The organism is Thermococcus chitonophagus, from assembly GCF_002214605.1.
In the GTDB taxonomy this organism is placed as follows: Archaea; Methanobacteriota_B; Thermococci; order Thermococcales; family Thermococcaceae; genus Pyrococcus; species Pyrococcus chitonophagus.
On sequence record NZ_CP015193.1, the window covers coordinates 1489121 to 1507267 of the forward strand.

The following is an 18147-nucleotide window of genomic DNA, read 5'->3' on the forward strand; positions in this document are numbered from 1 at the left end:
CCATGGAAATGATAAGGCCAATAGCAAAGTTCCTCCTTGAGAAAAAGCCAGGAAAAGGGATGCTACTCTTTGGAATAGCTATAGTTCTTGTTGTAGTTATAATGGCAATTTTCGCTCCAATAATCGCTCCCTACGATCCAACCAAGAGCACCGAGGATGTTTTTGCTCCCCCAAGCCTTAAGCACCCAATGGGAACCAACAGACTGGGGCAGGATGTGTTTTCAAGGATAGTTTGGGGATCAAGGGTTGTCCTCTCTGTAGTTTTCATGGCTACCCTTCTGTCCATGAGCATTGGAATTCCCCTTGGCCTTATCTCAGGCTATTATGGAGGAAAAATAGACAGGTTGCTGAGCATTATAATGGACAGCATCTACGCATTCCCAGCTTTAATATTGGCCATTGTCATCGCTGTAGTTTTAGGACCAAGCCCGGTGAACACTGCAATAGCAATAAGCTTCGTCTACGTACCGACTTACTTCAGAATGGTCAGGGGGCAAACATTAAGCCTAAAGAACCAGCTGTTCGTTGAGGCTGCACATGCAATAGGAGCGAAAGACAGAGAAGTCATGGTGAAGTACATACTCCCAAATCTGGGCCCAACTATTCTCGTAGTATTCACGCTGAGCGTTGCTGATGCAATATTAACTGAAGCAGGTTTAAGTTTCCTCGGCCTTTCTGTAACGCCGCCAACGCCGGACTGGGGTTATGATCTGAGAGTAGGCCAGCCGTTCTTGCTTGACGGCTATTGGTGGCTGGTCTTCTTCCCCGGAGTGATGATCATGCTCTTAGCGATGGCGTTCGCACTGATAGGTGAGGCCCTAAACGAGAGGATCTCCCTGGGGGTGAGGTAATGCTACTAGATGTTAAAGATCTCTCCATTCACTATTACACGCTCTCAGGAGTCGTCAGGGCGGTTGAAGGGGTTACATTTTCCATAGATAAGAAGGAGTGGGTAACGTTCGTTGGGGAAAGTGGTAGTGGAAAATCAACCGTCGCTAGTGCCATAATCAGGCTAGTCCCGCCCCCAGGAAAGATAGTTAGTGGTCAGATAATGTTAGAAGGGAAAGAACTGCTAAAGCTAAGTGAAGAGGAGATGAGGCAGATTAGAGGAAAAGACATCAGCATGGTGTTCCAAGATCCTATGACGAGCCTCGATCCCTTGAGAAAGATTGGAGATCAGCTCGTTGAGGCAATGACAGTCCACGGAGTCGATGAAGATGAGGCTAAGGAAAGAGCGAAAGAGTTGTTAGAAAAGGTGAACATCCCTCCAGACAGACTCGACTATTACCCACACCAGCTCTCCGGAGGCCAGAGGCAGAGGGTCAGCATTGCAATTGCAATGGCTTTTAATCCTAAACTTCTCATCGCCGACGAGCCCACTACCGCCTTGGATGTTATAGTTCAAGATTCAATCATGGATCTAATCCAGAGCCTGAAGGAAGAGGGGACGAGTATATTCTTCGTTACCCACGACATTTCACTTGCGGCTGAGAGGAGCGATAAGATAGCGGTAATGTACGCCGGCAAGCTCGTAGAGTTTGGAACCGTTGAGCAGATTGTAGAGAACCCCCTACACCCATACACCCAAGCCCTCCTCAACAGCGTTCCCGATTTATGGACTGAGAAGCCCATAAAGGCCATCCCAGGTTATCCGCCAGACTTAAGGAATCCGCCAAGGGGATGCAGATTCCATCCAAGGTGCCACGTCTTTGCTGAGAAGGGAGAACTAAAGGGGCTGTGCGATGCAGAAGAGCCGATGATGATCGAATACGAAAAGGGACACTTCGTCGCATGTCACCTCTATGGAGGGAGCAGAAATGAGTGAGCCCCTACTGAAAGTTGAGAACCTGAAAAAGTACTTTCCCATAAAGAGGAGCATACTTGAAACTCTAAGAAAGGCACCAGTAAGGTACGTTAAGGCCGTTGATGGCATAAGCTTTGAGATAAAGAGGGGAGAGGTTCTCGCACTTATAGGTGAGAGCGGTTGCGGAAAGACTACTGCAGGGAGAACCATATTAAGGCTGATAGAACCTACGGACGGAAGGATAATCTTCGATGGAGTGGATATAACCAAGCTTAGCAGGGAAGAGCTCAGGCCATTCAGAAGGAGGATGCAGATAATCTTCCAAGATCCATATGCAAGTTTGAGCCCCAGGATGAAAATAGGAGATGCCATAGCGCATCCACTCCTAGTCCACGGACTTGCAGATAAAGAAGAGGCAAAAGAACTCGCCCTAAAGATGCTCAGGAGAGTCGGCTTAACTCCCGAAGATGAGTTTTACGAGAGGTACCCGCACCACTTAAGTGGAGGTCAGAGGCAGAGGGTTGTAATAGCTAGGGCGATGATCCTCAAACCGGAATTCGTTGTTGCAGATGAGGCAGTTTCAATGATCGATGTATCCATGAGGGCTGCAATTCTCGATTTGTTGGAGAGCTTTAGGAAAGAGTACAACATGAGCCAGCTCTTCATTACGCACGATATAGCGGTAGGAAAGCTGATAGCCGACAGGATAGCGGTAATGTACCTGGGTAAGATCGTTGAGATAGGGCCTACGGGTGAAGTTCTCAAAAACCCAGCCCATCCCTATACGATGGCCTTAATACAGGCAGTGCCCTCAATTGCAAGGAAGAAGAAGGAGAAGAAGATAGAAATTACCGGAGAGGTTCCAAACGCCGCGAACCCGCCAAGTGGTTGCAGGTTCCACCCGAGATGCCCATTGGCAACTGAAGAATGCAAGAGCAAGGAGCCAGAACTAATTGAGATCTCACACGAACACTTTGTCGCCTGCCACCATCCGCTAAGGTGAGAGAATGCTCAAAAAGCTCCCTTTTCCAATTTTGTTGCCATCATCAGATAACTTTGACTGCAAAAATGCATACAATCCGTCCGTAGTTTTCAGAAAGGGGAAGTTCGTGATGCTGTATAGGGGAGAATGCGAGGATGGGAAAACGGGAAGAATAGGACTGGCGATAAGCGAAGATGGAATTAGTTTCACAAAGTTTCCTGACCCCGTACTTGAGTCTGAATATCCCTGGGAGGCAAAGGGAGTTGAGGATCCGAGGGTTGTTAAGCTGGGAAAAAAGTACGTAATGACTTACACTGGTTATGACGGTAAAGTTGCAAGGCTTTGCTTGGCCACATCAAAGAACCTTCTCTCATGGAAGAAGCATGGGCCGATATTTGACGACTTCCCAGAGAACTATTTAAGGCCTAGAGGATGGACGAAGAGCGGTGCGATACTTCCAGTTAAAGTCAACGGTAGGTACATCATGTACTTCGGAGATTCGAACATTTGGATCGCATATTCAAAAGATGGCAAAACTTGGGAGTACTTAGAAAAGCCAGTTTTGAGCCCAGGAAAGTTGTTGCTGGTAGAACCAGGCCCTCCACCTTTACTAACCAAGGAAGGGATCGTTCTATTCTACAACTCTGCAGGTAAAAGCCTAGTCTACAGGGTCAGGGTTGCAGTCTTTGATAGGGAGAATCCAGAGAAGGTGATATGGAAATCAGAGAACCCAATTTTAGAGCCTGAATATCCCTGGGAAAAGTTTGGGCACGTTAACAACGTCGTGTTTTTGGAAGGTCTGGTAGAGAGTCACGAGAGAACGCTCTTCTACTATGGGGCGGCCGATAGATACGTGGGCTTGGCAGTGTGGAAAGGAAGCGTTGAGATGTTGCTCCAGACCTTAGGATTTTCAAAATCTATATAAGCTAATTCATTATGCCAAGGAAGGGGGAGAGAAGGTGGACGAGGAACTAAAGCCCGAGAAGATTCAGGAGATTAAGCTGGGAGACTGCCCGATTTGTGGGGGGAAAGGAACGTTAAAGGCCATTCAGTTCATCCACAAGATTCCCTACTTCGGCGAGGTCATGGAGTCAACGGTAATCTGCGAGAGGTGCGGCTACAGGAGTGCTGACGTAATGATCCTCGAGGAGAGAGAGCCAAGGCTGTACGAAGTTAAGGTGGAGAACGAGAAGGATCTCTTCACGAGGGTGGTTAGGAGCAAGAGCGGAACCATAGAACTTGAGGAACTCGGAATAAAGATAGAGCCCGGACCCGCAGCCCAGGGATTCGTGAGCAACGTAGAAGGAGTTCTGGAGAGGGCAAAAGAAGTTCTCCTTATGGCAAGGGACTTCAAGAAAGAAGAGAACGATGAAGAGGCAGTGAAGAAGATAGATGAGCTGTTGAAGTACATCGAAGAGGTCAAGGAAGGCAAGAAGCCCCTGACAGTTAGGGTAATGGATCCCTTCGGCAACAGTGCCCTGATAGGGGAGAAGGTTAAGAGCAGGAGGCTGACAAAGGAGGAGATAAAGAAACTCAGCACAGGACCCTACGTCGTCATTGATCCAGAGGCTCAGCAATAACGGCTAGATCCCTAACCTTGAAGACGAAGGCCCTCTTCTCACCTTTAAGCCCCTGCTCGATCTTCCTCCTTACCCTCCAGTATTCCTCCTCAGGAACGCTCATCCGCAGGGTGGCCCTTCCGTAGCCTTCCTTCCTCAGGAAGTCGTTTATCCTTACCGGGTGGAACGGCATGGTTGCAATGACAACGTAAGACCTCTTGAAGTATTCGCTCTTTACCTCCTCATCTCCAGTGGCAAGGATTCTCCTCTTCTCCCTCAGCAGAAGCTTAAGCTCACCCCTAACCTTGTGGAAGAGCTCGTTTATTAAGTCAGCATAGTCTATGGCCTGGGGAATTTCGTAAAGGTACTTTCCTGGGGTTTCGGCTTCCTCAACTATGTTTTCTAAGTTGGGATTGCTCTCGAGCCTCGCCCCCTGGGGTAATATGACGGCACTCCTCTCGGCCTTAGCCAAGGGTTCGGTGTAGAAAGTTAGCCTATTAACATGGCCGTAGAGGTCTATGTACTCGAACTCCCCCTTCCAAGGAACCTTCTCACGCCTTATCTGGGGAGGTAAATCGAAAATGAAAGCTTCGGTCTTTTCCCTATAGGCCTCGTAAACCTTCAAAGGGCTCGGAAGAAGATCCTCAAGGTTTCTCTCCGGAACCTCTGGAGGCCTTGCGGGGTCAGAGAATATAAGCTCAGCGTCAATTTTCTCGACAATATCAGGACTTAGGGAGTCACCTACCAGAAACTCAATGTTGACTCCGTACTTCTCCGCGTTTCTCTTTGCGAACTCTATCTTGAGGGGATCTATATCAACGCCTACTGCCCTTATCCCGTGCTTGGCGAAGAATATCAACTGAATTCCAACGCCACAAGAAACATCAGCTATGCTCTCCACTCCCTGCTCTTTCAGTCTTCTCCCCCTGTAATTAGCTACAACCTCGTGGGTTGCGTACCTAAGCCCCTCAAGGTCAAACCAAAGATCTGTCCTTGAGAACTTGTCCTTCGCCTTTATTCTAGCCCTCGCAACCTCCAACGCCAACTTAAATTCTTCCTCAGGAAGACCTAAAGCCCTCTTAATTTTCTTCTCGTCGTATCCTTTCCTTATCATCTCCTCCGCCATTCTAACGTGCTCCTCAGTGAGCATGATCCCACCTCCTAACTAAGTAGATAGTGATTGCAACCCTCAACGTGCTCCACACCGCAAGTAGGGCGAACAGGAGCTTTATCCATCCCAGCAGTGTAAAGAGCATGGTTACGAATATCCTCTCATCCCTCTTCCCTGGGATCTTCCTTAGGGCTGGAATCACCTTGTAGGCATCGGCACAGTAGGCACCCTTAAATCTCTCGGTTGAGTAGCTGACCATGGCTGAGGAGAACATTGCGATTCCAGCTATAACCCACCATATGGGTTCCCTTATCGAAACATAAGCTAAGGTTAGGAGGAACGTGAAGTCAACGTACCTGTCAAGGATAGAGTCAAAGTAGCCGCCGAACTTACTCGTCTGCATCCTGGCCCTCGCTATCTCTCCATCAACACCATCGAGGATTGAGCTTATCTGATACAGAATTCCTGCCAAGGGGACGCTGACGAGGTTCATGAGGCCCGAGAATATGCCAAATAGGAAAGTTATAACGGTGAGCTGGTTAGGTGTGAAGTGCTCAACCAATAGAGCGGAGATCCTCGTGGAGATCTTCCTGTTTATGTGCCTGCTTATGAATCCATCTCCAACCCCCTTAACGGAGGTGTAGACTATGAGCTTTCTTGCCTTCTTGAGCTCCTCAGGCGTATCAACGTCCATCCAGAAGAGGCCATCCACAAAGGTGACTTCAAGCCTTGCCTCCCTTACAACATCCCTAAGCTCAACGATTTCTTTTTCATTAGCTAATCTCTCAGTAACTTCAAATATCGAGTCGTCAAGCACGAAAAAGCCGGTATCTAGGGCATCCCACTCTTTGAGTTGCTTTCCTATGTCCTCAACCCTCCCATCTTTCACTTTAACTTTCGTTGCCTCATCAACATCGACAAACCTTGGTCTCCTATCGGCTATCAATCCTCTACCCTTAATGGCAAGCTCGTAAAACCTCTCCTCGTAGATGTGGTCGCTCATAACGAGCACGAACCTACCAGTTACATGTCCTTTAGCCACGTGAAGGGAAAAGCCGTTGCCCCTCTCAGGCTTCGGATTAACTACAACTTTGGCGTTAAAACCATGCTTCCTTACGAACTCCTCGTAAAGATCCTTGTACTTTTCGTTCGTCACTATCACGAACTCGCTCACTCCAAACTTCTGGAGGTTTTTGATCGTCCTATATATGAGCTCTCTGCCCGCAACCTTGATTAGACCCTTTGGCTTCTCACCCATTCTCGTCCCGTATCCTGCAGCTAGTATTACCGCTTTCACTCCCTCACCCCTTAACGGAGTTAGAAGGGAGAAGTTAAAAGTTTTAGTGTCAAAAGGTTAGAAAATCTTATGGAGCTTGATGGAGAACTTCGAGGAAAAGTACCTTCTCAAAATCCTTATCAAGCGTGGCAATTCTCGAAACCCCATAAAACTTGCACGTGGTTGCTATGAGAGCATCATTTGGCAATAAACCAAATTCCTTGGAAAGGGCAACTGTTTCGTTTAGGATTTCCTTATTAGGTAGGAGCAACCCTATAATCCCAAGCTCAATGTTCTCCAGTATAAACTCCGAAAGATACTTAAAAACAGTATCAAACCTCTCTCGTTTTTGCATGAACATTTTTTAACCCTGAATTTTCCGGTACGGCCAAATAACCTTTCTGTTTTCATATAGAGCAGTTTAAAGAACGTCTCCTCCACTATATTTGGAGAAATCCGACCTCCTCCCCTTGACGAGAGTTCATGGAACCACTCACCAGGGGGAGGTTTGAGAGGTCTCATTTAGACCCAAGATAAAGCGGGTCTTCGACCCCTCTGGCTCAGCCTTGAGCCAGCTACCCCTACCTACTGTTAAACCCGCCAGGCTCGGGGTTATCCTACTCACAACCTTCTTTAAAATATTGAATGCTCCAACTAAATCAACGTTAAACACACAAGTAGCTGAAAAAGCTCTAAAAGCGTTTCTTTTTTTACCTATATAGGGAAATCGATGCTGAATTTGATAAGCCTATACGAAATTTGTTGTAGAAGTGGGATATCCAGACTATCTACGAAATTCCTCAAGAGATTGCAAGAGAGGTTACTGAGATAAAGATAAATAAATTGAAAATTACAGACGCCCCTTGAACTTCTCGTAGCTCAGGCTTAGAGCCTCGAGCACAGGCAGTTTCTCTCCAGCAAAGAACGTTAACATCGCACCTCCACCGGTTGAAACGTGGCTTATACCTTCTATTCCATACTTGTGTATGCTGGCTATTGAGTGGCCCCCACCGACAACGCTGAACGCTGGGCTTTCAGCTATGGCTTTAAACACTCCTACTGTTCCCACAGCAAACTCCTCCCTCTCAAAAACGCCCATAGGTCCGTTGGCTACTATTACCTTTGCCTGCATGAGAACCTGCCTGTACTTCTCTACTGTTCTCGAGCCTATATCTAGTATCTGGTACTCATCGAATAGCCTCTTTTCTTCACTCAGCAAGTCTATCTCCAGTCTCTCCCCCTTGTAATCTATTGCAAAGTCTACGGGAGTTTTAACGAAGGGATAGAACTCATCTAGTATCTTCCCAGCCCAGTCTACGTATTTTAAGATGCCTTTACGTTCCATAAATTCTATGTTCTTCCTTCCCAAGTCGAAGCCCTTGGCCAAAGTAAAGATGTTTGCAACCAATCCCCCAGTTAGAATTATATCAGCCTTCCCTTTTCTCAACACGTTCTCGGCAACCCTCAAGGAGTCATCGACCTTTGCCCCTCCCAGGACGTATACCCTGGGTCTCTCCTTGCTGTAATAAGCTCTGCTTAGAGCTTCAACTTCCCTCTCCATTAGAAAGCCCATTATCATGGGCTTTACCCTTGCAAAGCCAACTAAGGAGGGCTGACTTCTATGTGCAGCGGCAAAGGCATCATTCACGACCAGATCTATAACCTGGGAGAGCTTTTTAACGAAGAACGTTTTTTCACACTCCTCTATAGGCTTGTTTTTAACTTCCTCAGCCGAAAATCTAAGGTTTTCAAGCATTAGAACCTCTCCGGGTTTAAGCTCTCTAATCTTTTCTCTAGCGTACTTTCCAAACACATCTTCAACGTACTCAACGTGCTGGTCTAACAGTTCAGAGAGAACCCTTGCATGCTCTTCTGTTGTGGCGTAGTCCTCGCTGTATGGCTTTCCCTGATGAGTGCCTATAACAAGCCTCGCTCCACTTTCGAGCAGGTACCTTATCGTTGGAAGCACGGCCCTAAATCTCGCGTCGCTGATGATCTTCCCATCCTTCATCGGTGAATTGAGGTCAGCGCGAAGGAAAACCGCCTTATTGTGGAAATCAAAATCGCTCAATCTGAACATTTCATCACCGTAAAATAATTGGGAAGAGGTTTAAGAAAGTTTATTTACTCACCGTAGGTGGCAATGCTTTCCCTGGCAAGCTCCACTAGATCTTCCGGTGTTAGCACGTCAACGTTCTTTGGTTCCCTCTCAAGAACATCCAAGGATGGAACAAACAGTATCTTTCTGCATTTGAATTTTTGGAGCTTTTCTTCGATTTTTCTAATTTCTTCCCCCCTAACTCTTGACTCCCACTTTACTTCACCGACAATTTCGAGTCGATTGAACCTTAGGAGGGCTATGTCAACTTCAAGTTTTGGCTCCTCGATTTTTGTTTTTCTCAGCCCATACACTTTGCTTAGCAAATTCTCCACGAAGTATTGAACATGAAGGGGAAGCTTCATCTCAATAACTTTGACTATACTGGTGTCTCAAGCTCCGTGTAAGAATACTTTTCCTCGAGGTAAAAGTGAAGATCTAATAAGGGGGAGGATATCCTGTATCTGAACCTTTTCTTTCCATATATGGGGATTTTTTCAAGAAATCCCATGGCCGTAAGGATTTTCAAGTACTTCTGAACTGCAGAGAGTGACTCTATCAACCCCTTATTTATTAAAACGCTAGCTATTTCTCCACTCTTCTGCATTCCATCCGCTACAGCAGATAAAATAGCTAAATATACCCTGGACATGGTAACTTCCTCTTCCCTAAAAGCTTCTCCGACGATCTCTTCAACTATAGCCCCAGAACTTGCCAAGTATTCTGCAAGGAATTTCCTCAACGGCGGCCTGTATATCGGGACTAAAATGGGCTCCCTCAAGTACGTCGTTGCTTCGATTAACTCTTTTCCATTAACATCCTTTTCAAGTTCAACAAGCAATTCCCTCTCATCAATTAAGCCAACTTTAATTGGCTCTGCTATTCCAAGCAGAGGGCTTTCCTTTCGGGCAATGAGCCTAGTTGCGAGCCAGAGCGTTGACGTTATGAGTATAAGGTCTCTAGTGCCGGAATATGCATGAAGGAAGTCAAGGAATTCATCTGGCAGTCTGTGAAATTCATCTATAACGATCCTTTTGCTTTCTCTTAAATCCTGAAGCAGGCCACTAATGAATTCTTGATAAGTCATAGAGGTTGCATCTTGCTTGTCAAAAACACTCCCATCCCTTTTTACGAAATAAGACTTGTCCCATTTTGTGAATTTCTCAACCAAGAACGTTTTTCCAGTCTTTCTCCGCCCATATACCATCTTCCATCCAGGGGATTTTAATGTCTCAACCTCGATTCTCCTGGGAATTATTCTAAGCAGAATTATATAAAAAAGGTTATGCTCAAAAAACTCAAAGATATCCAAGCCTGTATGCAAGTTCAGCGTTTAAAACTGAGCCTCCAGCGGCTCCCCTGACAAGGTTGTGCCCTAGGACAACGTATTTAACTCCACCACTTATCTCCTCAAGCCTTCCCACGGTCACCGTGAGCCCTTTTCCGCGATCCCTGTGAAGTCTAGGTTGAGGAACTTCTGTGTAAACTATGGGCTTCTCGTAAGAGGGCAGGTCCAAATCCTTTAGAGGATCAAACTCCTCAAACGCCCTCCTAATTTCCTCGACATCTGGATTCTCAAGCTCAACAAAAACTGCCTCCGTGTGTCCGTGTATTACGGGAACTCTCGTTGCTATTGCAGAGATATCAAAATCTGCGAACTCTATCTTATCATCCCTGAGTGTTCCCAGGATCTTCCTGCTTTCGTTCTCTATCTTCCACTCCTCCCCGCTTATGAACGGAATTACGTTATCGTGGATGGCATAGGCAGAAAGACCAGAGAAACCAGCGCCGCTGATTGCCTGCATTGTGGCTACCCTAACCTTCTTTATGCCAAAACTCCTCAACGCCGCCAGTGATACAGTTAGGATGGCCGTTGAGCAGTTTGGGTTAGTGACTATAAATCCTTTCCAGTCCCTCTTTTCCTTTTGAACCTTTATGAGTTCTAGGTGCTCTTTGTTGACTTCTGGTACTAGAATTGGCACATCTTCATCATAACGATGGGCTCTTGCGTTGGTAAACACTGGAATTTCCTTGGCGAGCTTTTCCTCAACATCCCTCGATATTGAAGCAGGCAAAGCATTAAACACCAAGTCAACCTCAGGATCCTCAAGGAATTCTGTTAGGCTCGCAACAACGTAATCCTTGAACTCCTCAGGGGCATCTTCAACTAATTCACCGTACTTCTTTCCAGCTGATCTTTCCGAGGCAACTAGCTTCTCAACCCTGAACCATGGATGACCCTCGAGGAGCTTAACGAACGTTCTTCCCACCAATCCCGTTGCTCCTAAAACTGCGACCTTCATTCCATCACCCTCCTAAACGCTTCTAGGGTTGGCTCTATAGGCTCAGGTAGCTTGAAGTTGTTTACAACTATGTTTGGATCTTTCAATCCGTGACCCGTAGTTATTAGCACGTAGCTTTCGCTCCTATCTATGGCACCCTCACGCAGGAGCTTTATCAGACCGGCCAGGGATGCTGCCGAAGCTGGCTCCACGAAAAGCCCTTCTTTAGAGGCCAAAATCCTCTGGGCTTCAAGTATCTCTTCGTCGGTAACGCTCTCGAACAGTCCTCCTGACTCCTTTACAGCATTCCAAGCCTTGGGCCAGTTCGCGGGGTTTCCTATCCTTATTGCTGTTGCAACAGTTTCGGGCTTCTCCTCCGGCTTGAACTCTCTGCCCTCTTTCCAGGCCTTTGCTAGAGGAGAGGCACCTTCCGCCTGAATTCCAATCATCCTGGGGAGCTCATTTATTACCCCTGCCTCGTAGAGCTCCTTAAAGCCCTTCCAGATTGCCGAAATGTTGCCGGCGTTTCCTACAGGCACCACAACATTATCCGGAACCCTCTGGAGCTGATCGTAGATCTCGTAGGCTATTGTCTTCTGCCCTTCAAGTCTGAACGGATTTATTGAGTTCAGCATGTAAACTCCAAGCTCCCTGCTTGCCTCAACCACAACCCTAAGTGCATCATCAAAGTTCCCGTTAACGGGAACTACTTGGGCTCCGTAGATTATGGCCTGAGCGAGTTTTCCTAGGGCAATCTTACCGCTCGGAACTAAAACATAGGCTTTTATTCCAGCCTTTGCAGCGTATGCCGCTAGAGAGGCTGAAGTGTTGCCCGTTGAGGCACATATGACCTTATCCATGCCAAGCTCTAGCGCTTTTGAAACACCGACGGTCATTCCCCTATCTTTAAATGAACCCGTTGGATTTGCGCCCTCGTTTTTAGCGTACAGCTCCCTAACCTCGAGTTCCTCTTCCAAATTCTCCAGCCTATAAAGGGGAGTTCCACCCTCATTTAAGGAAACTCTCTTCTTAACGGGAAGCCAGCTCTCATATTTCCACAGCGTTATATTCTTCCCATCGAATATCTTAGTATCAACCTTATCGAGATCAATAACCACTTCCAACAATCCACCACAGTCACAGCGGTACCTTATTTCATCCTCAGGATAAATTCTCCCGCACTTAATACACCTCAGAACCATTTTGCACCCCTTCCTGTCTTAGTTACCCAATATTCAGCCCTAATCCCCATTTCCTCAAAAGCCTCTCCCATGGCCTTTGCAACTTCCCTTAAGTTCTCCCCTACAGCGAACATCGCCGGACCAGATCCGGAAACCGTTACACCGTACGCCCCAGCGTTCAGTGCGGCCTCCCTAACTTTGTCAAACCACGGCATAAGCTTCTTTCTGTAAGGCAGAGCTAATCTGTCATCCAGTAGCCTTCCGATGGTCTCTATATCCTCCTCTCTCAGGGCCAGGACAAGGCTAGATGCCATTGCAAGATTTTTAACTGCATCCTTTAAGGGTACTTTCTCAGGGAGGACTTTTCTGGCCTCACTGGTTGGAACTTCAACCTCTGGAAGAACCACCGCTACTTTGAGTTCTACATCTATCCTGTGAACTCTGAGGGGGCTTATCGATTCTATGATCGTGAAGCCACCATAGTAGGAGGGTATAACGTTGTCACCATGGGGACTTCCTGAAGCCGCCCTCTCCCCTTCCAGTGCTGCCCGGATTATGAGCTCATCATCCTCAACTCCTAGAACCTTCGCAGCAGCAACGGCACCTGCAAGTGAGGATGCTCCAGAGCTCCCGAGACCGCTTTTTGGTCTTATTCCTTTCTTGAGCTTCATGTAAACACCGCCTTCCTCGCCTAAAAGTTTGAAGAGGGCCTTAGCAGCCACCACTGCAACGTTGCTACCATCAGCAGGAACCTTGTGTCCTATGACCTCTATCCGGAAATTATCGCACTCCTTTACGACAACTTCATCTCCAGGTTTCTCTATTGCCATCCCGAACACGTCAAATCCTGGCCCAAAGTTCGCTATAGTTGCCGGAGCGTAGACTTTCATTCTCAACCACCATCCTGTGTATTTCTCTTACGGCGCGAGTTAGCTCATCTTTTGGAACTTCAAGCCTAACAAAATTCTCTCCTCTCTCAATTACCTTATATGGCCCATAGAACGCGTTTGCCCCAACTATAGAAACCTCTGCTCTCTCCTGAGTGTTCCTGTGGACGACGATTGGAATTCTCAAGCTGTCTTCCATAACCAAGGTCCCAAAGCGCCAGTCCTTTGTCTTCCCGAATATTACTGGGATCTTGTTCTCTACGGGATCTATGGCTCTCCAATGCAACGCCTTCATCCCAAGTCTCGCGGCAGTCCTAGCTTCCTCATACGAGAGGTATGGAATTAGTTTTGCACTTGGAACTATCCTGGGGTCAGCTGTGTATATTCCCTCAACGTCGCTCATTATGACCACGGCCTTTGCATCAAGAAGGCTCGCTAGTGCTGTCGCAGAGTAATCACTCCCTCCCCTTCCGAACGTTGCTCTGAATCCGTTGAGATCACCGTAGAAACCAGTGACTACGGGAACTACACCCTTAGCGAGGAGCTTCTTTAAAAGTGAAATCCTCCCCTTGCTAGCTTTCATATCGACCTCTGCAGACCCGAAAGATCCTCTGGCAACGAGGACGTCCTTTGAGTCTATAGCCTTGGCCTCAACCCCTATCAGCCTTAACCCTTCAGCGAATAGCACTGAAGAGAACCTCTCTCCAAAGGATACTACTGCATCCCTATAGCACTCCTCCGTTGGGAAGTTCTGATTCAGTGTTAGTTCAAGCTCCCTGAAAAGGCCATCCAAATTTATTCCAAGCTCCTCGCAGAAGGGCTCATGTATTTCCCTTATCCTGTCCAAGGCCTCCATGTCTCCCTCTGCAAGGCGTATAAGCTCATCTGTGACACCTTTAAGGGCAGAAACCACAACCACTACAGATCTTCCTTCAGAAACGTGCTTCACTAGCTCCAAAGCTTCCTCAAAGGCGTACCTTACCGAGCTCCCTCCAAACTTAATAACGAAGGGTTTCTCCACCACCGATTGTAGTTCACCCCGAGGGCTCAAGATTTTCTTCTTCGTAATAAAATTTTCGAATGATATTTCGTTTTTGTGACAAATTTTTGATCGAAACCTGCTGATAGTGCTCACTTTTCCACTGAATGTCAAGTCCAAATTGAAAAATTGACTGGGTAGGAGAAAATATCCTCTTATGGAGCTCCCTCACTACCTTCAATGCCTCGCTCTCTGAGAGAGCATAGAGCTTCCAGTAAGGACCTTCTTCTATGGGATCATATCCAATGTCCTCTGTAACGTTTATTAAGAGGAGCCTATCCTTTGTGAATGTCATTAGGGGCATGCCTGAACTTCTCTCACTTAATACAGTCCCCATCCTCCAGTTTCTTGTCCTTCCAAACAGCACGGTTAGCTTGAAATCTTTAGCCAGCTTCGAGGCCTTCCATTGAATCGCCCGCATTCCGTATCTAGAGGCGAGCAAGGCTTCATCATACGAAAGGTAGGGGATCAACTTGGCCATGGGGATTATCCTGGGATCAGCTGTATATATACCATCAACATCACTCATTATTACAACGAACTCAGAATCTAGAAGAACACCAAGGGCGACAGCCGAATAATCACTCCCTCCCCTCCCCAGAGTCGCAATTCTGCCATCAAGATTAGCCACAAATCCAGGAACAACTGGGACAAAGCCATTCTCGAGAGCTTCATATATCAACTTAGTATTTCTCCTGCTCTTCTCAATGTCAATGAATGCATCGCCGAACTCGCCCCTTCCAATGAATATTTCCTCCCCCGGGATGACTTTTCCACCCACGGCACTTGCGAAAAGAACTGCTGAAAGTAACTCTCCCATACTGAGGATATAGTCCCTGAGGGCGGGATATTCAAGATCGGGGAGAGTGAAGAGTCTATCTATGTAGGGCTTCAGAACCGAGGGATCAATGCCATTAAGCTTTGCATGATAAATATATTCACTCGCAACCTTTACGGCGAGATCCTGATTTAAGCTATCAGCGTATCTTATTAGATCGTCTGTAACTCCTTTGAGGGCTGAAACAACTACAACTACCTCACTCTCTTCAAATAAATTAGTTATCAAGGAAACAGCATCCTGAAAGTCAAGTCTCATTGAGCTCCCGCCGAACTTAAAGACTATCATCTCTCCTCGTGCTATGTTTCACCGGGAGTTTTATATATCTTTCGACATAATTTTAATGCTTAAAAATAACCAGAAATAATAAAACTTCGGATAGTAATTCAAAGGTTAGCCACTTAGGGAGTTCCTGAGTAAAAGTGAAATAAGGAGAAGCTTAGAGAGTTACACTCTCAAGTTTGTTCTTCTTTACAATGTACGTATCCTCATGCTTTATACTTCCCTCGGGCAACATTAGGGGAGCGTGAATTATGCTGAGAACCATGTTCTCCTGAACCTTTTGAGCCCTTGTTTGGACTATTATCGTCGGCATTGGTAGCTCTTCAATCAGTAAACCAACGCCGTGAGTGTAACCTGTAATGTATTCATTTTCAAACCCCTTCGCCCTGAAAAACTCTGCCAACTTTTTCTCAACGGAATTTAAGACCACTCCAACCCTGGTCTCTTCTAATGCTAGCCTGTAAGCTTCTTCCTTGACCTTTATCGCCTCTCTAACCCTTCCCCCAGGATCTCCAATGACAAACGTTCTAGCCATGTTAGCGTAGTAGTGATTGTAGTCGGCACCGATAACCACCGTAACTACTCCATTCTCCTTAACCTTCAGGTCACGGAAGGGCTCGGCGTGGGCTCGGGGGGTTGTGGAGACGTAAACCTTAGGATCCTCGCTACCCCTGATCATGAGCTCCCTCATTATCTCAGCGGCTATCTCGAGCTCGCTCTTTCCTGGTTTTATCACTTCCTCAGCAACTTCCATTCCAGCCTTTGCTATCTTTCCAGCCTTCCTTATCTGCTCAAGCTCCCACTCGTCCTTAATCATCCTAAGGCCCATTGTTATGTCCAGAATATCTACAACATCCACTGTTGGATTCAATCTCTGGAATATCCTAAGGAATGCAAGGTATGCATCCCTCTCAAAGCCGAACTCAAGTCCAACCCTCTCCATCCCGTTGTTGTGTATCCACGTAACTACCGAAGCCATGAGATCCTCGACCCTCTGGTACTCCTCAACGTCCTCTATCCAGCTTCTCCTCTTGAATTCCTCGGCCTCATTCCTTACCACAAGAACCTTGGGCTCTCCCTCAGCCGGGATTAGAAGGGAAGGCCTAAGCCACTTGGTTCCGGTAAAGTAGATAAAAGAGGATTGTGTCCTTATAACTGCTCCATCTATATCCCTTTTCCTGAGCTCCTCCTGGAACCTCTCAACTCTTCTCCTAAATATTTCTTCATTCATTTTCATTCACCCCGTCCTGTACTTTTCAACCTTACAACAACTCTTCTTAGCCTTAGGACTTATATAGTCGGGAGGGATATAGGGGATTTCAGTCCCTCCAGTCCAGTAGCCTTTTTTCTCCCTCAAGCTCCTTATACCTTTTCACGTCCATGGTTATCTCAAGCGTTCCCAGATATTCGCCTTTTTCGTTCTTCACTGGGACATACAGAATATAAACAAACTTATCCCCCAGTTTAAGCCAAAATTCAGCCTTATCTTTCCTGCCATCCTTGAAAGCTTTAAGTATCTTATTAACTATATGAACGCTCTTTGGAGGATGGCAAAGCTGGACAGGCCTCCCTAGGATATTTAAAGGCCTTGCAAAAATCCTCTCTCCTGGAGAAAAGAAGCGAACTCTATCGTTCTTATCTACAAAAGTTATATCGAGAGGGAGTGCCTCAAATATTGCTTTTAGTTCTTCAACGCTTAAATAGCCAGTCCCCAGGTCAATGTCCCCAGGTCTCTTCACGTCCCCACTCTTATCCGGTTGTAGGCCGTACTTTTCTATGGCTTTTCTGACTTCTTGGGGCAGACTTAATATTTTTTCTGCAGAGAGTTCGGGATCGATCTGCCATGGATAAATAGGCTCAACTCCAGGATCCCATTCCCCAGGCCTCACCTTATAGTAGCCAAATTCCTCCTCTTGCATCCTTATAGCCTTCCATTCTCCATCCCCAAGGAGGGCTTCTACTGTTGGATAAAGGATATTGTCCTCCCTGAAAACCATGTCAATTAAGGCTCTTGATGCTTCTTGTGCCTCTCTAATGAACTTCTCGTAATCCTTTTTAGCGAGGAATTCTTGAAGTCTCTTTATCATGAACCTTATTTCATCATGCTTCGTCCACAGGACTGTAGCAACTGCAGTAAGACCAAGCCTTTCTATGTAGGGAAAGAGGAGCATCTCCTCCCTGCTGTAGTGCGTAAATCCAATGAGCCTTAAGCTCTTGACGAGCTCCTCTAGAACTTCAATCATTTGTTTTCTCACTGCTTCATCTTGAGTCTTGCTGAGGGTTTGGGCGTACAGGTTTAGCATCTCTGCATCTTTTATTATCTCCCGGTTCTCAAAGTATAACGTTTTTAGAGGGTGACCATCAGGCAAATGGGAGTAATTGCCAGCTCCTGCTACTGATTCCCTAAATACCTCAACATGCAGATCGCACATCTTAGCTATGTCCTTAACGGAGATTCCTTCTTTCACAAGCTCCTGCTCTATGAGAGGTATTTCAAGAGGGGATATTGAAGCAAGTACTTCCCTAAACTCCTCCTTCAGCTCTTCAACGTCGGCACCCTCATGGAGTTTCAATAGTAGTCCCTTGAGCTTCTCCTTCTTTACCTCAAAATTTTTCAACCCTTCAGTCATTTCCCTTCACATGACACATGTCATATCAGCCACTTATAAACATTTTGGGACATATTTGGGTAGGGAAACCAAGAGTGAGAGGACAACGAAGGATATCAAAAACTATGGACAAATACACTGCGGGAGCAAAATAATAGCAAGAACCCTCTACTTCGAATAGTCCTTTAGCATATCGTTT

General features: G+C 46.5%; 18 protein-coding genes. 5 read left to right on the forward strand and 13 right to left on the reverse strand.

The genetic code is table 11. The features are described 5' to 3' along the window. The first annotated feature begins 2 nt into the window (after positions 1–2). From A3L04_RS08410 to A3L04_RS08430, 5 genes are read left to right on the forward strand one after another with little or no spacing between them, the layout of a single operon-like run. Complete coding sequence (locus A3L04_RS08410; RefSeq protein ID WP_068577148.1) at positions 3–851, forward strand: ABC transporter permease; 849 nt, start codon at positions 3–5, stop codon at positions 849–851. Beyond that, complete coding sequence (locus A3L04_RS08415; protein WP_068577150.1) at positions 851–1825, forward strand: ABC transporter ATP-binding protein; 975 nt, start codon at positions 851–853, stop codon at positions 1823–1825. Before A3L04_RS08410 ends, A3L04_RS08415 begins: the two co-directional genes overlap by 1 nt. Further along, complete coding sequence (locus A3L04_RS08420) at positions 1818–2807, forward strand: ABC transporter ATP-binding protein (protein ID WP_068577152.1); 990 nt, start codon at positions 1818–1820, stop codon at positions 2805–2807. The genes A3L04_RS08415 and A3L04_RS08420 overlap by 8 nt, the downstream gene beginning before the upstream one ends. A gap of 4 nt (positions 2808–2811) precedes the next feature. Continuing rightward, positions 2812–3711 carry a glycoside hydrolase family 130 protein gene (locus A3L04_RS08425; RefSeq protein WP_068577154.1) on the forward strand — a complete coding sequence of 300 codons (900 nt, stop codon included), beginning with the start codon at positions 2812–2814 and terminating at the stop codon, positions 3709–3711. Positions 3712–3745: 34 nt separating this feature from the next. Next, positions 3746–4366, forward strand: a complete 621-nt coding sequence (locus A3L04_RS08430) for a ZPR1 zinc finger domain-containing protein (RefSeq protein ID WP_068577156.1) — start codon at positions 3746–3748, stop codon at positions 4364–4366. Here the strand turns inward: A3L04_RS08430 and A3L04_RS08435 are convergent. The 13 genes from A3L04_RS08435 to A3L04_RS08495 form a co-directional block, all read right to left on the reverse strand. Continuing rightward, positions 4341–5495 carry a methyltransferase domain-containing protein gene (locus tag A3L04_RS08435; protein WP_068577158.1) on the reverse strand — a complete coding sequence of 385 codons (1155 nt, stop codon included), beginning with the start codon at positions 5493–5495 and terminating at the stop codon, positions 4341–4343. The genes A3L04_RS08430 and A3L04_RS08435 overlap by 26 nt on opposite strands. Then, the gene (locus tag A3L04_RS08440) at positions 5485–6753 is read right to left on the reverse strand and encodes a bifunctional L-myo-inositol-1-phosphate cytidylyltransferase/CDP-L-myo-inositol myo-inositolphosphotransferase (protein WP_068577160.1); all 1269 of its coding nucleotides are present in this window, start codon (positions 6751–6753) and stop codon (positions 5485–5487) included. The genes A3L04_RS08435 and A3L04_RS08440 overlap by 11 nt, the downstream gene beginning before the upstream one ends. A 67-nt stretch (positions 6754–6820) precedes the next feature. After that, positions 6821–7093 (reverse strand): PIN domain-containing protein, encoded by a 273-nt coding sequence (locus tag A3L04_RS08445; RefSeq protein WP_084448866.1) that lies wholly within the window; start codon positions 7091–7093, stop codon positions 6821–6823. Positions 7094–7582: 489 nt separating this feature from the next. Continuing rightward, positions 7583–8812, reverse strand: coding sequence for a phosphoglycerate kinase (locus A3L04_RS08455; RefSeq protein WP_068577165.1), 1230 nt, complete (start codon positions 8810–8812; stop codon positions 7583–7585). 44 nt (positions 8813–8856) lie between these two features. Beyond that, complete coding sequence (locus A3L04_RS11310; protein WP_231963862.1) at positions 8857–9195, reverse strand: hypothetical protein; 339 nt, start codon at positions 9193–9195, stop codon at positions 8857–8859. A gap of 14 nt (positions 9196–9209) precedes the next feature. Beyond that, a complete protein-coding gene (locus A3L04_RS08460) occupies positions 9210–10142 on the reverse strand; it encodes an ATP-binding protein (RefSeq protein ID WP_231963863.1) in 933 nt (310 codons plus the stop codon). After that, entirely contained in the window at positions 10129–11133 is a 1005-nt protein-coding gene (gene asd, locus A3L04_RS08465; RefSeq protein WP_068577168.1) for an aspartate-semialdehyde dehydrogenase, read from the reverse strand. Before asd ends, A3L04_RS08460 begins: the two co-directional genes overlap by 14 nt. After that, a complete protein-coding gene (thrC, locus tag A3L04_RS08470; protein ID WP_068577170.1) occupies positions 11130–12314 on the reverse strand; it encodes a threonine synthase in 1185 nt (394 codons plus the stop codon). The genes asd and thrC overlap by 4 nt, the downstream gene beginning before the upstream one ends. Beyond that, positions 12305–13183, reverse strand: a complete 879-nt coding sequence (locus A3L04_RS08475) for a homoserine kinase (protein WP_068577171.1) — start codon at positions 13181–13183, stop codon at positions 12305–12307. The genes thrC and A3L04_RS08475 overlap by 10 nt, the downstream gene beginning before the upstream one ends. Next, complete coding sequence (locus tag A3L04_RS08480) at positions 13134–14204, reverse strand: aspartate kinase (RefSeq protein WP_068577174.1); 1071 nt, start codon at positions 14202–14204, stop codon at positions 13134–13136. The genes A3L04_RS08475 and A3L04_RS08480 overlap by 50 nt, the downstream gene beginning before the upstream one ends. Before the next feature lie 10 nt (positions 14205–14214). Next, positions 14215–15345, reverse strand: a complete 1131-nt coding sequence (locus A3L04_RS08485; RefSeq protein ID WP_068577176.1) for an aspartate kinase — start codon at positions 15343–15345, stop codon at positions 14215–14217. Positions 15346–15496: 151 nt separating this feature from the next. Further along, a complete protein-coding gene (locus A3L04_RS08490) occupies positions 15497–16576 on the reverse strand; it encodes a M24 family metallopeptidase (protein ID WP_068577178.1) in 1080 nt (359 codons plus the stop codon). Positions 16577–16658: 82 nt separating this feature from the next. Beyond that, positions 16659–17969 carry a DUF438 domain-containing protein gene (locus A3L04_RS08495; RefSeq protein ID WP_068577180.1) on the reverse strand — a complete coding sequence of 437 codons (1311 nt, stop codon included), beginning with the start codon at positions 17967–17969 and terminating at the stop codon, positions 16659–16661. Positions 17970–18147: the final 178 nt, after the last annotated feature.

Excerpts from the sequence above, each read along its gene's own strand:
- A3L04_RS08410 (WP_068577148.1), top strand. The coding sequence starts at position 3 with ATGGAAATGATAAGGCCAATAGCAAAGTTCCTCCTTGAGAAAAAGCCA.
- A3L04_RS08415 (WP_068577150.1), top strand. The coding sequence starts at position 851 with ATGCTACTAGATGTTAAAGATCTCTCCATTCACTATTACACGCTCTCA.
- A3L04_RS08420 (WP_068577152.1), top strand. The coding sequence starts at position 1,818 with ATGAGTGAGCCCCTACTGAAAGTTGAGAACCTGAAAAAGTACTTTCCC.
- A3L04_RS08425 (WP_068577154.1), top strand. The coding sequence starts at position 2,812 with ATGCTCAAAAAGCTCCCTTTTCCAATTTTGTTGCCATCATCAGATAAC.
- A3L04_RS08435 (WP_068577158.1), bottom strand. The coding sequence starts at position 5,495 with ATGCTCACTGAGGAGCACGTTAGAATGGCGGAGGAGATGATAAGGAAA.
- A3L04_RS08445 (WP_084448866.1), bottom strand. The coding sequence starts at position 7,093 with ATGTTCATGCAAAAACGAGAGAGGTTTGATACTGTTTTTAAGTATCTT.
- A3L04_RS08455 (WP_068577165.1), bottom strand. The coding sequence starts at position 8,812 with ATGTTCAGATTGAGCGATTTTGATTTCCACAATAAGGCGGTTTTCCTT.
- A3L04_RS11310 (WP_231963862.1), bottom strand. The coding sequence starts at position 9,195 with ATGAAGCTTCCCCTTCATGTTCAATACTTCGTGGAGAATTTGCTAAGC.
- asd (WP_068577168.1), bottom strand. The coding sequence starts at position 11,133 with ATGAAGGTCGCAGTTTTAGGAGCAACGGGATTGGTGGGAAGAACGTTC.
- thrC (WP_068577170.1), bottom strand. The coding sequence starts at position 12,314 with ATGGTTCTGAGGTGTATTAAGTGCGGGAGAATTTATCCTGAGGATGAA.
- A3L04_RS08475 (WP_068577171.1), bottom strand. The coding sequence starts at position 13,183 with ATGAAAGTCTACGCTCCGGCAACTATAGCGAACTTTGGGCCAGGATTT.
- A3L04_RS08485 (WP_068577176.1), bottom strand. The coding sequence starts at position 15,345 with ATGATAGTCTTTAAGTTCGGCGGGAGCTCAATGAGACTTGACTTTCAG.
- A3L04_RS08490 (WP_068577178.1), bottom strand. The coding sequence starts at position 16,576 with ATGAAAATGAATGAAGAAATATTTAGGAGAAGAGTTGAGAGGTTCCAG.
- A3L04_RS08495 (WP_068577180.1), bottom strand. The coding sequence starts at position 17,969 with ATGACTGAAGGGTTGAAAAATTTTGAGGTAAAGAAGGAGAAGCTCAAG.